This window comes from Arthrobacter sp. P4_F10 (genome assembly GCF_056401435.1).
In genome coordinates, this window is record NZ_JBFUJJ010000026.1 from 30,151 (window position 1) to 45,381 (window position 15,231).

Sequence of the window (15,231 nt, forward strand, 5' to 3'; positions counted from 1 at the left end):
CTTTTGCATAGGCCGCCGCCCAGCGTTGACACTGCTCAGGGCCGCGAGGAGACTTTCTTTTGGGGGTGCCACTTCGAAAGGAGCCCCAAATGCCGTGGCATGTCGAGGGTACATATTTTGAGAATTGCAATTGCGACATGGTCTGCCCGTGTTCGACTTCAGGGCTGACCGCACCGGCGGATAACGAACGCTGCAACGTGGCTTTGGCCTTCCACGTGGAAACGGGCGAAGTAAACGGTGTCGACGTCGGCGGTCTGACAGTCTGYGTCGTAGCCGATACTCCGGCCGTGATGAGTGACGGGGGCTGGAAAGTCGGAGTTCTGATGGATGCCGCTGCCTCAGCTGAGCAGGCCGAAGCGCTCGGTGGAGTCTTCGGTGGTCAGCTCGGCGGACCCATGGAGGGCCTCGCCCCTTTGATCGGTGAAATGGCGGGAATGGAGTCCCTGGAAATGGCCTACGCCGACGACGGGCGTATCCACCAGGTCCGTATTGGCAGCGCCGTCGACATGGCGGTCGAGGACTTCGTGTCTCCCCTGGATCCCACAGGACGAGGAGTGAAAGTCAGCGGGATCGGATTCCCGGCCGACACTCTGGCAGCCGGCACATCCAGCACCGCCCGCGTCGACGTGTTCGGGATGACTTGGGATAATGCCGGGAAGAACTCTTTCTCGGCTCCCTTCGCCTGGTCCGCTTAGGTGGCGGGCAGGAGTGGCCTGACAGTTAGCCACCATGCCGGTGAGTTGGCGTTGATCGGGTGCGCTGCACTGGCGTGGTACCTCACTTTCGTAGGCCTCGCCGACATGTCCACAGGCCCGGGAACCATGGGACTGAGGCTCTGGGGTTTCCTGGGCGTGTGGGCGCTGATGATGGCAGCCATGATGTTGCCGGCGCTGGCACCTCTCACTTCGGCGTACCTCAGGTCCATCCGTGCCGTACGCAGCAGCAGGGTCAGGGCCATCCGGACAACTGCCTTGGTCGGCGGTTATCTTCTGACATGGATCGGATTTGGAGTCGTTGCCTACGCGGCCGCGGCGTTGTCTGCGCTGCTGGCTGAGGATGCGCCGGATCTAGCACCTTGGGTGGGGGCTGGAGTGCTGGTGGCGGCGGGCGTGTACCAGCTGACCCCGCTGAAGGATTTCTGTCTCCGGCACTGCCGGTCGCCCATAGCATTCCTGTTGCACGTATCCGGATACAAGGGCCGCCTGCGGGATGTCCGCGTGGGCGTGTACCACGGCGTGTACTGCGTCGGATGTTGTTGGGGGCTGATGGTCGTGCTGATCGCTGTCGGCGTGATGAACCTGGCATGGATGGCGGCGATCACGGTGGTCATCTTCCTGGAGAAGACGTGGAAATACGGACCCGCCTTCAGCCGGATCACTGGAGTCTCGCTGATCGTCTTCGCGTTCTTCGTCCCGGCGCACCCTGAGCTGCTGCCCGGGCTCCACATGGCTGCGCCCATGTGAGAGGGAGGCGGCGGGGGAGCGTGTCAGGTGATCTGAGTGGTGGGCCCCTTTCGAAGGGAGGACACCGTCGACGTCGGCCTCGCCCCCGCACCATCGGCGAATCTCAGCTATGCACCCTGGGCGGGGCCGCGCGAAAACAGCGTGCTGACGAGCCGGACCCCAAAGCTTTCATCCAGCGGTGAACCACTCAGGAAGAATCGATAGTAGATCGGCCCCAGCAGGAGATCGGTGAGCATCTCGGCGTCGACGTCCGGCCCCAGGTCTCCCCGGGAGATGCCCCGCTCCACCAGACGGCGCACATCCGCCACCCGGCGGTTCACCACCCGCTCCCGGTAAGCAAGGGCGAGCTCAGGGTCCGCAGCGATCTCCGATACGAGGCCCTGCATGATGCGGCCTATCAGGGTGGAGCTAAGAAGCTCGATGGTGCGGTCAACTACTTCCGCCAGTTCGGCGTAGGTATCCCCAACATCCGGCGTGGTCCCCAGGTATTCGACCGAGTCAAGCAGGACGGCCAGGGCGAGGTCGGTTTTTGACCGATACCGGCGGTAGATGGTCGTCTTGGCCACGCCGGAACGGTTCGCCACGCCCTCGACAGTCAGGCCGTTGACTCCGACCTCCGCGAGCATCTCCCGCGTGGCGTCAAGAATCAACTTCTCCGTCCGTGCGCGCCGACCCGTGTCTGCGGGTCGGGCGGCCTCGACGATTCCGTCTTCGCCCGCCCCTGTGGGACTAGCCACATCCACGCCCCTTCCAGTTGTGCGCCTGAAGCGCTAAAGTTAATACTAACGCTACGCAACGTAGCGTTGCTAAATTGGTTGAAGCAGGCCGGCACCCGACACGCCCACAACCACCCTACGCAATTTAGGAGCACCGACATGGCCACAGATCGATACCAGCGCGGACTCGACCGCATGATGGAGCTCGTCTCCTCCGAGCACACCAACACCTTCGACCACGTCAAGCTCGTGGAGTCTTACAAGAGCTTGGACGAGGACCTGTCTGACTACATCGTCTCCTTCGCCTTCGGAGACATCTACTCCCGGACCGGCCTGACCCAGCAGGAGCAGACGATGGTGACCATCTCCACGCTGGTCGCCCTGGGCACCGAGCCCCAGTTGAAGCTGCACATCAACACCGGCTTCAACGTGGGCCTGACAAAAGAGAAGATCGTTGGTGCCCTGATCCACTGCATCCCCTACATCGGGTTCCCGCGCGTGCTCAACGCCCTGACCCTCGTCAAGGAAGTCATGGCAGAGCGCGGCCTGACCCCGGAGACCCCCACGGACTGAGGCGGTTCCCCCGCTCCGACGTCCTCATGACACCCGCCGATCCAGCTGGCAACCTGGATAACCCGTCAGTCCGGCCCGGCATCCCCCCGCACAACCTCAACTCCCACACATAAGGAACGCTCATGCATCTGGTAATTGGACTCGGACCCATCGGTGGAAACATCGGCGCACACCTCGCCGAACTGGGACAGACGGTCTACGGCTACGACTTCAACCAGGACCGCATCCGCGAGTGGTCGGAGGAGAACAAATCGCCGGCCGGCAGTGACCTGGCGGCTGTGGACTGGCCGTCCGTGGACAGTGTCCACATTGCGGTGCGGTTGGCGGACCAGGTCTCGTCCGTGTTCGAGGCCCTCCAGGCCCACACCGAGCGGCCACTGACCGTCTTCGTCCACACAACGCTCGCGCCGGCGGACGCCCGCAGGATCTTCTCCTCGGCCCCCGGCTCCTGGCGCGCGTTCGAGGCCCCGGTCTCAGGCGGCCCCCAGGGGGCACGCCACGGCACGATGACCATCTTCCTCGCAGGACCCGCCCCCACTGAGGCCGAGGACAAACTGCTGGCCGACATCTCCGGCCGTGTCTTCCGGATGCAGTCCTACGGCCAGCCCGCACTGGTGAAACTCCTCAACAACGCCCTGGCCACCTACAACCTGGCCGCCACCGCACGGATGCTCAACCTCGCAGCCGAGCACGGAGTACCCGCCTCGGACCTCTTCGAGGTGGTAGGCGTGTCGACCGGACAGAGCTGGATGAGCGATAACCTCGTCGACGTCCAGTACGATCTGCTGCTCAAGGATGTCGGGCTGCTCCGCGGTGAACTCGGCTCACTGCCCACCGGAGACCTCAACGACGACGTCGAACAGGCAATCCTCCAGGCGCGTTCACTGCTGGGAACCGATTCTGCAGACGGGTGAGCCGGATGATGGCCAGCGGGGACACGCCGCGGGGGAGCGGGATCAGGAGGCTGTGGCGGAGTCCAATTGACGCGCGTGGTCCGCCGCTCGTGGGCCACCGAGCAGTTCCGTCGGGGTCTTGGACGTCTCGCGCAGTCCGATCACCGCGATCGCGGCGATTCCGGCGGCTACGGCGCCAAAAATTGCCACCGGAAGCCAGCCCGACGGGCCAGGCTTAAGGAGAATTGCAGCGACCATCGGAGCGAAGCCGGCCAGGAGGTTGCCGAGCTGGTTGCTGACGGCCATGCCAGTGAACCGAACGGGTGCCGGGAATTGCTCGGCGAAGAACGACGTCCACACGCCGTTATAGCAGCTAAAGAACAGTGACATGTTGAGGAACGCGAAAATCGCGATCAGCAAGATATCCGTCGTCGAGATCGCCCAAAGATACCCGAAGATCGTGAGCGAACAGCCCGCAGAGGCGATCAGCATGGTTCGCTTCCGGCCGATGACGTCGGAGAGGTAGCCGGCCGCCGGGATGGTGACAATCGACAGGGCAATTGCTCCGGAGATGATGGCGAGCATCGCGCTCCGGTCCACCCCGACTGAAGTTGCGTACGAAAGGCTGAACACAGCGAACAAAGTCTGCATCGCTGCCATCAGTGATGCTCCGGCGACACGGATCACGTCGCGCCAGTGATGCTTGAACACGTCGTTCAGCGGCAGCTTGCGAACAGCGCTTTCTTCCTTCGCCTCGGCGAACACCGGCGTTTCGTCCAGGTGGCTCCGCACGTAGTAGGTAATAACGACGACGACGGCGCTGAGCCAGAACGGAATCCTCCAGCCCCAGCTGTAGAGCTGTTCGGCGGGCAGGAGCGCCACCGGCAGGAATACGATGGTCGCCAGCGAGCAGCCGACTGCGTAGCCAACCATAACGAAACTGGTGAAGAACCCACGGCGCCCGACCGGGGAATGTTCAACGGTCAATGTTGAGGCTCCCGCCGACTCGGCCCCCGCGGAGAAGCCTTGAACCACGCGCAGGACCACCAGCAGTGCCGGAGCCAACAGGCCTACCTGGTCGTACGTCGGGAGACAGCCGATGGCGAAGGATGCGATGCCCATCATGACGACTGTGGCAAGCATGACGCGTTTGCGGCCGATTCGATCGCCGAAGTGTCCCATCACCACCGCACCGACAGGCCGTGCCACGTAGCCCACCGCGAAGGTGGCGAACGATGCGATCAGCGCAACGGTGGGGTCGCCGGATGGAAAGAACAGCACGTTGAAGACGAGGGCGGCCGCGGCGCCGTACACGAAAAAGTCGTAGTACTCGAGGGCGCTGCCGAGGAGCGCGGCTATCGCTGCTCGGCGGGGAGTCATCGCGGGCCGCGATGCTGTTGTGCTTGTCATTTGCTTCTCCTTTGAAACAGAACCGTTGGGGGGAATTGCCGGCCAGTGTGGCCTCGTGCCTTTGGGGGAGCGCACGACGCAGGCGTCGTTTGCGCGGTGTTTCGTGCGGCAGCGGGCTCTGGTGTAACCGCCGCGCTGTGCCTTCTTCCACCATAGAAGTGTGGTGTAGCTCACAGGTGTTCCACTTTGAAACACCGGCGGCATCCAGGCCTGCTTACAACCCGTGAGCCCTTAACGACAAAGCACGGCCATCCAGTGCGGATGGCCGTGCTTTGTTCTAGAGAAAACGAAACAGATCAGGAGAAGGCCGAGACGCCTGTGATTTCCCGCCCCAGGATCAGTGACTGGATGGAGTCGGTACCTTCGTAGGTATGGACCACTTCCATGTCGGTCAGGTGGCGGGCCACATGGTTTTCCAGCAGGATTCCATTCCCGCCGAACATGTCCCGGGCATCCCGGCAGAGCGTTCGTGCCTTGTCCCCGGTGAACATCTTGGCCAGGGAAGCCTGCTCGTTGCTGAGCCGGCCCTCGTCCTGAAGCGCCGCCGTGCGGAAGCAGATCAGCTGCATGGCTGTGAGGTCCGCGAGCATGTTGGCGAGTTTGTTCTGCACCAGCTGGTAGCTGGCAATCGGGTGACCGAACTGGACGCGTTCCCGGGCGTATTTGACCGCCATCTCGTAGGCGGCAGTGGCATGGCCGAGCGATTCCCAGGCCACGGTGCTGCGGGTGGTGTTGAGCACCGCTCCGACGTCGCGGAAGGACTTCGACTTGGCCAGCAGGTTTTCCGCAGGGATCCGCAGGCCCTCGATCTCGATCTGTGCCTGCTGGATGGCCCGCTTCGCCATCTTTCCCGTGATGGCCTCGGCGTGGTAGCCGGCGGGGTAGGTGCCGTCGTCGTTCTTTTCCAGGACGAACGCCTTCACCTTCTGGTCCGCGGTGTCCCGGGCCCAGATGATGACGAGGTCCGCAACATGGCCCAGCCCGATCCAGCGTTTGGATCCGTTGATGACGTAATGGTCGCCGTCCAGCCGCGCTGAGGTTTCCAGCGCCACAGAGTCCGAGCCGTGCGCCGGTTCCGTCAGCGCGAATGCGCCCAGCTTTTCCAGTTTGGCCATGGGCGGCAGCCAGCGCTGTTTCTGCTCGTCGCTGCCGAGCAGGTTGATGCTGCCCATCGCCAGGCCTGAATGGACCGCGTTGAAGGTGTTGATGCTCCCGTCCCCGCGGGAGAGTTCCATCGCGACGAGGCCGGTCTGCAGCCGGGTGAGGCCCGGGCAGCCGTAGCCCTGGATGGCGGTGCCGATGATGCCCAGCTCCGCGAACTTTGGTACCAGCTGATACGGGAAGTCCGCTTTCTCCCAGTATTCGTTGATGATGGGGGTGACGTCCTGCTCGACAAAGGAACGGACCCGGGCGATCAGGGCACGGTCTGTGTCGTTGAGGTAGTCGTCCAAGACATAGAAATCGGAATTGACGGACAGGTCCGTTGCGGTGGTCATCAGTGCTCCTGTGGGGATCGTGTGGGAGTGCCGGCAATGGCGCCGGCCAAAACGTGTTCGTCCGCGCCGAGCCAGGTCCGCACCAGCTCCGCGCCGCTGTCCAGGTCGGGCGGTGTGAGGTCGTAGCTCACCGGGGTCTTGGACAGCCGGATGGGGTTGCGCACGCCGGGCTGCGCATTCTCTCCGTGGCCCACCGTCACAACGGGCTCAAGGCCGATCCGCTCGGCGAACTCGATCCCGGCCTTCAGATCCTGGATCGGTGCGCAGGGCAGTTTCGCTTCGGTGAGGATGTCGAACCACTCGGAGGCGGTCCGGGTGGAGAGGCACTCCACCAGGAGCGGCCGCAGTTCCGTTCGGTTGGCGCTGCGCAGCGGCGCCTTCTCGAAACGCGGATCCACGGCCAGCTCCGGCCGGCCGATGGTGGCACAGAAGGTGCGGTACTGGGAGTCGTTGCCGATCGCAATGACAAGCTTCCCGTCGCCGGTGTCGAAAGGTTCGTACGGGTAGATGCTTGGGTGTTCGTTGCCCAGCCTGGCCGGAGCGGTTCCACCCAGCACCACTGCCGCTGTCTGGTTCACCATGCCGGAGAGCGCGGAGGACATCAGGTTCATTTCCACCAGCTGGCCTTCCCCGATGCGGTCCCGGTGCCGCAGGGCAGCGAGGATGCCGATGCAGGCATGAAGGCCGGTGATGACGTCGAACACCGCAACTCCGGATCGGAAGGGCTCGGTGTCCGGCGCCCCGGTGAGGTCCATCAGTCCGGACAGCGCCTGGATCAGCAGGTCGTAGCCGGGGAGCTGTGCGCCGCCGGCGGTCCCGAAGCCCGTGATCGAGGCGTAGACAACGTCCTTATTGGTCGCGGCGACGGTGTCGTAGTCCAGCCCGTAGCGCACCAGGTCACCTGGCTTGAAGTTTTCGACCACGACGTCGGCCCGTTCCGCGATGCGCTGGGCCGTCCTGCGGTCGTCCGGATCGCGAAGGTCGAGCTTGATCGAGGTCTTGTTGCGGTTGATCGAGAGGAAGTACGTCGAGTCATTTCCGCGGGTGGGCGGGCGCCATGCCCGGGTCTCGTCACCGGCCGGGCTCTCAATCTTGATGACGGTGGCGCCGAGATCGGCCAGCAGCATGGTGCAGTACGGCCCGGCCAGCACCCTGCCGAAATCTGCGATCAGGATGCCGCTGAGCGGACCATCTGAACTGCGGCCGAATGCCGACGTCTCAGAGGTGGCGGAGTGTTGGCTGTCCATCAATGGGCTCCTCGCATAGTGTTCTCTCCATCCACCATGACGGACGGCATTGCTATCCGTCCAATACTTATTAATGGCCCTTTTGTTGCGTCAGGTGCAATAATCACTTGCATGGAAATCCAACAGATCCGCGCCTTCCTGGCGGTGGCAGAAGAGCTGCACTTCGGCCGTGCCGCAGAAAAACTGCACATGGCGCAACCTCCGGTCAGCCGCAGTATCCAGCAGCTGGAACGTGAGCTGGGAACCCGCCTGTTCGACCGAAGCACCCGCAGCGTCAAGCTCACGGGCGCCGGAGAAGCGTTCATCGGACCGGCAACGGAGATCATCGATGCCACGCGCCGGGCGAGCATCGCGGTCCGTGCCGCGGACAAGGGAGAAGTCGGGCGCGTCCGGGTTGCCTATGCCGGCGCCTCTACCCACACCCTCGTGGGCCGGCTCGCCCGGGAGGTCCGGCGCGACCACCCGGGTATCCAGATCGAGCTCTTCAGCCAGAATTTTGCGCAGCCCGCCATGGACCGTGTCCTCAGTGGCGACATGGACATCGCCCTCGGACGCTGGGACTACATTGCTGCCGGTATCGAAACGCGGCTGCTTGCGGCGGAGGACCTCGTCGTCGCCGTACCGGCAAGCCACCGCCTGGCCGATGCCGCCGAGGCCCGGATGGCTGACTTCCAAGGCGACACCTTTGTTTCGCTGCCGCCGCATGCAGGGGCCGTGTTGAACGACCGGCTCCGCCGGCTTACGCACGCCGCCGGGTTCGAGCTCGACATCGTTCAGATAGTCCCGGATTCCTGGACGGCACTCTCACTGGTAGCGGCGGAGGTGGGCTGCACGCTCACGCTGTCCTCCGTGGCTGAATCGGTGACGGATTCCCATGTGCGTTTCGTGAAGCTTGTGGACAAGACGATTCCGGTGGAGCTGCGTATGGCCTGGCGCCGGGATAACTCCAGCCCTGCCTTGCGGGCGGTCCTGGAGTTGGCTGAGAGGATCCTGCCCCGCGCCGGATGACACGTCAGGTCGCCATGGACTCGGGTGTCTCGATCCCCAGAACGCGGAGTTTCCGGTAAAGCGTGGTTCGGCCCATGCCTAAGGATTCCGCGGCGACCGAGCGGTTCCCCCCGCTGTGTTCGAGTGCGGCTACGATCGCGTCGCGCTCAAGGGATTCGAGTTTGGAGAGCTTGCGCCTGCCCGTGTTCCTGAGATGTTCAGGGAGGTCATTGGCTTGCAGTACGCGTCCGGGATGTGCTCGCGACAGCGACTCGAGGGTGGCTCGCAGTTCGGCAACATTCCCAGGCCACCGCCAGCGCATGAGTCCCTGCAGTGCCACTGCGGAGAGTGTGGACCTGTCTGCAGGTGCGGCCGCGTCCAGGAAATGTGCTGCCAGCACGGGGATGCGTTCCTTGGTCGCGGATAGGGACGGCACATCCACACGCGCAGCGATTTGGGACACCACGTCCGAGACGAAGTCCGGGCACGCCTCGGGATTCATAGTAAGAACCAGGCGGGCCGGAGAAGGAGCGGCAGTGGCTGTCGGCGGCCCATCCGGCCGCTGGCGCACCGCCGCATCCAGGGCCTTGAGCCTGTTCAGCTCGCTCCGGGGAAGATCCTCAAGGTGCCGCAGGACAACGCTTCGGCCTACTGCGATGGCCTCGCGGCAGTCAGAGAACCAGGTGGCGTCCTTTTCCCCGGGAAGCAGGCAGGCATCGAGGATGAGCGGGTTCGGACCGGAGTCCTGCCCATTGAGCCAGGCGAGTGTGTGGTGGAGCTTGCCGGAGCCGCCCTGCCCGCAGACGGCAATCGCCCCGGGCCCCTGACCTGCCCGGTCAAAGGCATTGCGCATGACGTGTGGAAACGCTGCTCCCACGCCCGAGGAATTGCCGCCGGACCCTTCTGGCTCGGCCTTCCGCGGATTACTGGCGGCGTCCGGAATGCGGGAGAGCTCCAGGGCGAAGGCCGAACTCCCGCCGGAATCGTCAATTCGCTGGACCGTGGCATCCACGTTCAGGGACGGAATTTCGATGGTTTGTTTGGCGCCGGTCCACTCAAGGCCACGCAATTGTTCCCACAAGGTGGTGTGCAGTTCGCTGCTCATAACGGCCAGGCCGGAGACGTTGGTCATGACTGCCTGGGCGTCGAGCATGATGACCGGGGCCGTGGAGGAGCTCAGACGCAGTTGCGACATCCCCAGGGCGAGTCCCGTTGCGCTGCCGAGATCGAGCAATCGACGTTCGATCTGGCTGCCGGCCTCCCGGGCCATGGCCAGCATGAGCGGGTTGTCCAAACCGGTATCGCAGGCGAAGGAAATGGACCCGATCACCCGGCGTGTGACGGGGTGCAGGATCGGTGCCCCGGAACACGACAGGGGTGCCAGTGCCTCGTTGAAATGCTCGGCTCCGCGGACAAACACGGCTTGGCGCCCTTCGATGGGGGTACCCAGCCCATTCGTGCCGACAGAGCGTTCCGAGAAACTGAATCCTTCGGCGGCAAATGCCTCGTCGAACCGGTTGCCGTGCGCCCTGTCACCGAGCCTGCGGGCAATTATCTGACCGGACTGGTCACTGAGGAATAGGGAAATGCCCATACCGTTGAGGCTTTCCAGCCAGTGGTCCATCACGCTCTTGGCCGCCCGGATAAGGATTCCGTCCGGATCGAAATCGTTGACGAACAGGAATGCCTCAGGCCTTGCCGAAGCCTCCACACCGATAGAGCGGCGCCAGCTGTTTTCAATATCAGGGGAGACGATTTCCGTCAGCTGGATCCCATCCCGGAGGCCACGGCGGATGAGATGTTCCCGGGCAACGCGCAGGGCATCATCGGGCACCTTCCGGGGATTTTGCATGGCTGGTCAGCCCCGGGCTCCGACTGCCGCACGCAGCACAACGCGTCCGGGGACGCTACCGTGCGTCAGCTTGTCCAGGCTCTCGCCAACAGATTCGGCGGAGAGCTCGGCATCGATGATCGGGATGTGGGGAATGGCGTCCTGCTTGGCCAGGGCGATGAGCTGGTTCAGCTCCTCCGGGGTCCCCACGAAGCTGCCCTGGATCGTGAGCATCTTGAGGGCCATGAGCGCGGTGGGTACCGTCAGTTCTCCGCCGAAGAGCCCGACCTGGATCAGCCGGCCGCCCTTGCGCAGGGAGTCGAAGGCTACCGGTGCCGTCTGGCTGTTGTTCACGAAGTCAATCACCGCTGCCACGGGGCCGTCGGTGGCCGCGACGATCTTCGCGCTGAGGCCTTGATCTGTGGTTTGGACCGTGATCGTGGCGCCAACCTGCCGCGCCAGCTCGAGATTCCGTTCGGAAAGGTCGACGGCGCAAATGGCCTTGTGGCCCAGCGCGCTGAGGGTCGCGATGGCAGTGAGCCCCACTCCGCCGGCGCCGATCACCACGACGGGTTCGTCGGGTCCAAGCGGAAGGACCTTGTTCACGGCGCTGAAGGCCGTCAGCCCGGAGCAGGCCAGCGTGGCCGCCCAGCTGAGGTCCAGGCCCTCGATATCCACCAGGTACTTTTCGTCGCGGACCAGGATCTTCTCGGCGTAGCCTCCGTGCTCCGCGACTCCGAGGTTGCGACCGTTGGCGCAGACGTTGTCGCGGCCGGCAAGGCAATCCCGGCAATGGCCGCAGCCGATCCACGGATAGACCAGCCTGATGTCCCCGGCTTTGGACCCGTGCACGCTGTCCCCGACCTGCTCGACGACGCCGACGACTTCGTGCCCCATGACCAGCGGGTAGGTGACGCCGCGGTCAACCAGCTTCAGGGCCCCCCGGCTGCCTAGATCGTAGGAGCCCTCGCGAAGGTGGGTGTCCGTGTGGCACACGCCGGAACGGATGACCCTCAAGAGGACTTCGGTTCCTGTCGGCACGGGGTCCGGCAGTTCGATGTCCTGGATCTCGGGGCTGTCTTGGAAAACGGCAAAAGCGTGCATGGTGACCTCGCATCGTTGCGCAGACTGTATTGATTCAAGAATGACACCGGTTCTGATAAGTATCCAATACTAAATCGCGGCCCCTTTTATGCGCAGGCGGCAATAGTCCATGGGCAGGTCGCACGCACTTCTCGTCGGTACCGAAGAGGCTGCTAGTCGCCGCCGAAGAGGCCAAAGTCGTTGTCACCGACGTCAGGGAAGCCGCCGGGAAGGCAGTGGCCGAGGAGATCAGCGGACGCCGGAGGTTCCGCTCACTTCATCACGCATGACGTCACCCGGTCAGCCGACTGGCAGCAGCCATCTACGGGCTCATTGGGGCACCCGGTACAGCGGCTTCCCAGGCTTCCAAGGGCGCAGTGCGCCTGCTCTCCACGGGCTGCAACCGTTGACCCGGCCCGGTGTTTCAAAGTGGAACACTGAGCCGGCACAGATGTGATCCACGCTATATCTAGCGGCAAATCGCACCAGGATTCCGATCCACTTCACCTCCGGGCCACTCCCGGGATGTTTTCCATACGAAGGAGTATGAGATGTCAATCTCAACCGACGCAGACGTCACTGAAACAGTTCAGGCGACCGACCCCCTCCGTGACCTGTACGCCGACTGGTCCGAAATCATGGCCACCACCCCGGATCTGACCATGCGGCTTTTCCGCAGCATGTTCGACGAGTGGCACCAGCCCACCCGGGAACCCGAAGCGGTCACGTACAAGGAAGACGTCGTCGGCGGCGTTCCGGGCATCTGGGCATTCCCGGAAGGCGCGGACCGAACGAAGGTGCTGCTTTACACCCATGGCGGCGGCTTCGCGGTCGGGTCCGCCGCAAGCCACCGCAAGCTGGCCGGCCACGTTGCCAAGGCAGTCGGCGTCGTCACGTTTGTCCTTGACTACCGCCGTGCACCCGAGCACCCGCACCCGGCCCAGGTTGAAGACGGCGTGGCCGTGTTCAAGGCCCTCGTCGAGAGCGGAATCCACCCGCAAGACATCACCACAGTCGGCGACTCTGCCGGAGGCAACCTGGCGATCGCCATTGCGTTGGCGCTCAAGGAGCAGGGCGAACCGCTTCCCGGCCAGGTCATCGCTTTCTCACCATGGCTGGACATGGAGAACAAGGGCGAAACGTTGGTCACCAACGACGCCACGGACGCACTGATTAGTGCTCCGCTGCTCGAGGGCATGATTGCCGGTGTCCTGGGAGCTTCCGTGAGCCCGCAGAACCCTCTGGCCAACCCTCTCTATGCCGACTTCACCGGGTTCCCCCGCCTGTACCTGACCGCAGGCTCGGCCGAATCCCTCCTCGACAACGCCACCCGGCTGAACGCACTGGCCGAAGCGGCCGGCGTCGACGTGACCCTCTCCATCGGCGAAGGCCAGCAGCACGTCTACCCGTTCCTGGCCGGTAACTCCGGAGTCGCCGACGCCGAACTCGCCCGCATCGCCGGCTGGCACAAGTACTGAACCGTACTGAGCCCGGCCACTTCACAACACAAGACTTGAAACACAAAGGAGTATTTCATCATGGCTGAAGAGCAGGGGCGCACTGCCCCCAGCACTGAACTCGACGCCGTCGTCGTTGGCGCAGGCTTTGGCGGCATCTATATGCTGCACAAGTTGCGCAACGAACTGGGCCTCAGCGTCCGCGCCTTCGACCGCGCCGGTGGCGTGGGCGGCACCTGGTACTGGAACCGGTACCCGGGTGCCCTGTCGGACACCGAGAGCTTCGTGTATCGCTACTCGTTCGACGACGAACTGCTGAACGAATGGAACTGGAGCCACAAGTATGTGACCCAGCCGGAAATCCTCAAGTATCTGGAACACGTCGTGGACCGGTACGAACTGCGCAAGGACATCCAGCTCAATACCGGAATCACTTCGGCCCGGTACGACGAATCGACTAACCGATGGGTGATCGGCACCGACACCGGCGAAACCATCACCGCGAAGTACATTGTCAACGGCCTCGGCCTGCTCTCGGCCACCAATGTTCCCAAGATCCCGGGCATCGACTCGTTTGAGGGCAAGATCTACCACTCAGGTGCGTGGCCCGAAGGAGTGGACCTTACAGGCAAGCGGGTCGGAGTCATGGGCACCGGATCCACCGGCCTGCAAATCATCACCGCAATCGCGCCCAAGGTGGGACACCTCACTGTCTTCCAGCGCTCCCCGCAGTACAGTGTGCCGGTCGGCAATACCCTTGTCACGCAGGAGTACGTCGATTCCGTCAAGAAGGACTACGGAAAAATCTGGGAGCAGGTCCGAGGTTCCGGCGTCGCCTTCGGATTCGAGGAAAGCACCGTGCCGGCCATGAGCGTCTCCGAAACAGACCGCCGGGCCGTCTTCCAGAAAGCCTGGGAAGAAGGCGGCGGGTTCCGCTTCATGTTCAACACGTTCGGCGACATCGCCACGGACCGGGAAGCCAACGAAGCCGCCGCATCATTTGTCCGCGGCAAGATCGCCGAGATCGTCAAGGACCCGGAGACGGCCCGCAAGCTTACTCCCACCGATCTTTACGCCAAGCGCCCCCTCTGCGACAGCGGCTACTACGCCACGTTCAACCGGGACAACGTCGAGTTGGTATCGGTGAAGGAGACGCCGATCGTCGAGCTGACGCCCAAGGGCATCAGGACCTCGGACGGGGTGGAGCACGAGCTCGATGTGCTGATCTTTGCCACCGGCTTCGACGCCGTCGACGGAAACTACACGCGGATGGACATCCGTGGCCGCAATGGTGAGACCATCCAGGAGCACTGGAAGGACGGTCCCACCAGCTACCTCGGTGTCACCACCGCAGGATTCCCGAACATGTTTATGATCCTGGGCCCCAACGGCCCCTTCACCAACCTGCCGCCGAGCATCGAGGCCCAGGTTGAGTGGATCTCCCAGCTGATCAACGACGCCGAAACCGGCCAGGTGGCGTCCGTGGAGCCGACGGCCGAGGCCGAAGAAGCCTGGACCGTCACCTGCCAGCAGATTGCCGACATGACGCTCTTCCCGAAGGCCGACTCCTGGATCTTCGGTGCCAACATCCCGGGCAAGAAGAAGACCGTCATGTTCTACCTCGGCGGCCTTGGCAACTACCGGAACAAGCTTGCCGAAGTCCGCGACGCGGGCTACGAAGGCTTCGATCTGAAGGTGCTCGTTCCGTCGGAGTAACCACAATCAAACGCTAGCGACGGCGGCTGCCACACCTTGGGGGAGTGGTGGCCGCCGTTCTGCGTTGGGCGCTACCTCCGATAGGCATTTCCCGGATCTGCCGGATCATGACGGGGAGCTCAGCGACCCGGCCTCAGCCTCTAGACCGTAAACCAGTCTCGGTGCCTTGGCCGGGGCCGGCGTCGCGCTGCATTGCAGACAGTGTCATCTTTATTGTCGGTGCGTCCTGAGATGCTGTGGGTATGGACAGCAGGACAGCTCACAGCAGGACAGCTCACAGCAGGACAGCATGGAGTGCGGAGAGCAGGGCGGCCGTGGAGGCCGTCGCCGCGTCCGCTGCCGCGCTTGCTGGCCTGATC

The 15,231-nt window shown here is 63.6% G+C and carries 13 protein-coding genes; 7 read left to right on the forward strand and 6 right to left on the reverse strand.

All coding sequences use genetic code 11. The features are described 5' to 3' along the window. Positions 1-89: 89 nt before the first annotated feature. Entirely contained in the window at positions 90-695 is a 606-nt protein-coding gene (locus AC1DR1_RS18650) for a DUF1326 domain-containing protein (protein WP_229993039.1), read from the forward strand. Positions 696-800: 105 nt separating this feature from the next. Continuing rightward, positions 801-1,463, forward strand: a complete 663-nt coding sequence (locus AC1DR1_RS18655) for a DUF2182 domain-containing protein (protein WP_476993063.1) — start codon at positions 801-803, stop codon at positions 1,461-1,463. A 107-nt stretch (positions 1,464-1,570) separates the two neighbouring features. Here the strand turns inward: AC1DR1_RS18655 and AC1DR1_RS18660 are convergent, their stop codons facing one another. Further along, positions 1,571-2,200 (reverse strand): TetR/AcrR family transcriptional regulator, encoded by a 630-nt coding sequence (locus tag AC1DR1_RS18660; RefSeq protein ID WP_476993064.1) that lies wholly within the window; start codon positions 2,198-2,200, stop codon positions 1,571-1,573. Positions 2,201-2,338: 138 nt separating this feature from the next. On the opposite strand from AC1DR1_RS18660, the gene AC1DR1_RS18665 reads away from it, so the two are divergent. Then, complete coding sequence (locus tag AC1DR1_RS18665) at positions 2,339-2,752, forward strand: carboxymuconolactone decarboxylase family protein (RefSeq protein WP_229993036.1); 414 nt, start codon at positions 2,339-2,341, stop codon at positions 2,750-2,752. A gap of 122 nt (positions 2,753-2,874) precedes the next feature. Continuing rightward, positions 2,875-3,666, forward strand: coding sequence for an NAD(P)-dependent oxidoreductase (locus tag AC1DR1_RS18670; RefSeq protein ID WP_476967157.1), 792 nt, complete (start codon positions 2,875-2,877; stop codon positions 3,664-3,666). A gap of 42 nt (positions 3,667-3,708) precedes the next feature. Here the strand turns inward: AC1DR1_RS18670 and AC1DR1_RS18675 are convergent, their stop codons facing one another. From AC1DR1_RS18675 to AC1DR1_RS18685, 3 genes are all read right to left on the reverse strand, one after another. Next, a complete protein-coding gene (locus AC1DR1_RS18675) occupies positions 3,709-5,055 on the reverse strand; it encodes an MFS transporter (RefSeq protein ID WP_476967156.1) in 1,347 nt (448 codons plus the stop codon). Between the two features lie 296 nt (positions 5,056-5,351). Next, positions 5,352-6,551: an acyl-CoA dehydrogenase family protein gene (locus AC1DR1_RS18680; protein WP_476967155.1), complete on the reverse strand. Its 1,200-nt coding sequence runs from the start codon at positions 6,549-6,551 to the stop codon at positions 5,352-5,354. Continuing rightward, positions 6,551-7,798: a CaiB/BaiF CoA transferase family protein gene (locus AC1DR1_RS18685; RefSeq protein ID WP_229993032.1), complete on the reverse strand. Its 1,248-nt coding sequence runs from the start codon at positions 7,796-7,798 to the stop codon at positions 6,551-6,553. The genes AC1DR1_RS18680 and AC1DR1_RS18685 overlap by 1 nt, the downstream gene beginning before the upstream one ends. A 111-nt stretch (positions 7,799-7,909) precedes the next feature. Here AC1DR1_RS18685 and AC1DR1_RS18690 point away from each other — a divergent pair, with 111 nt between their 5' ends. Continuing rightward, positions 7,910-8,806 carry a LysR family transcriptional regulator gene (locus AC1DR1_RS18690; protein ID WP_229993031.1) on the forward strand — a complete coding sequence of 299 codons (897 nt, stop codon included), beginning with the start codon at positions 7,910-7,912 and terminating at the stop codon, positions 8,804-8,806. A gap of 4 nt (positions 8,807-8,810) precedes the next feature. Here AC1DR1_RS18690 and AC1DR1_RS18695 read toward each other — a convergent pair whose 3' ends face one another. Together AC1DR1_RS18695 and AC1DR1_RS18700 are read right to left on the reverse strand one after the other, a co-directional pair. Then, positions 8,811-10,637, reverse strand: a complete 1,827-nt coding sequence (locus AC1DR1_RS18695; RefSeq protein WP_229993030.1) for a sigma-54-dependent Fis family transcriptional regulator — start codon at positions 10,635-10,637, stop codon at positions 8,811-8,813. 6 nt (positions 10,638-10,643) lie between these two features. Further along, complete coding sequence (locus AC1DR1_RS18700) at positions 10,644-11,720, reverse strand: alcohol dehydrogenase (protein WP_476967154.1); 1,077 nt, start codon at positions 11,718-11,720, stop codon at positions 10,644-10,646. A gap of 530 nt (positions 11,721-12,250) precedes the next feature. Between AC1DR1_RS18700 and AC1DR1_RS18705 the strand changes: the two genes are divergently transcribed. Together AC1DR1_RS18705 and AC1DR1_RS18710 are read left to right on the forward strand one after the other, a co-directional pair. Beyond that, positions 12,251-13,177, forward strand: coding sequence for an alpha/beta hydrolase (locus tag AC1DR1_RS18705; RefSeq protein WP_476993065.1), 927 nt, complete (start codon positions 12,251-12,253; stop codon positions 13,175-13,177). A 60-nt stretch (positions 13,178-13,237) separates the two neighbouring features. Next, positions 13,238-14,872 carry a flavin-containing monooxygenase gene (locus AC1DR1_RS18710; RefSeq protein WP_476993066.1) on the forward strand — a complete coding sequence of 545 codons (1,635 nt, stop codon included), beginning with the start codon at positions 13,238-13,240 and terminating at the stop codon, positions 14,870-14,872. The last annotated feature ends 359 nt before the right edge of the window (positions 14,873-15,231 follow it).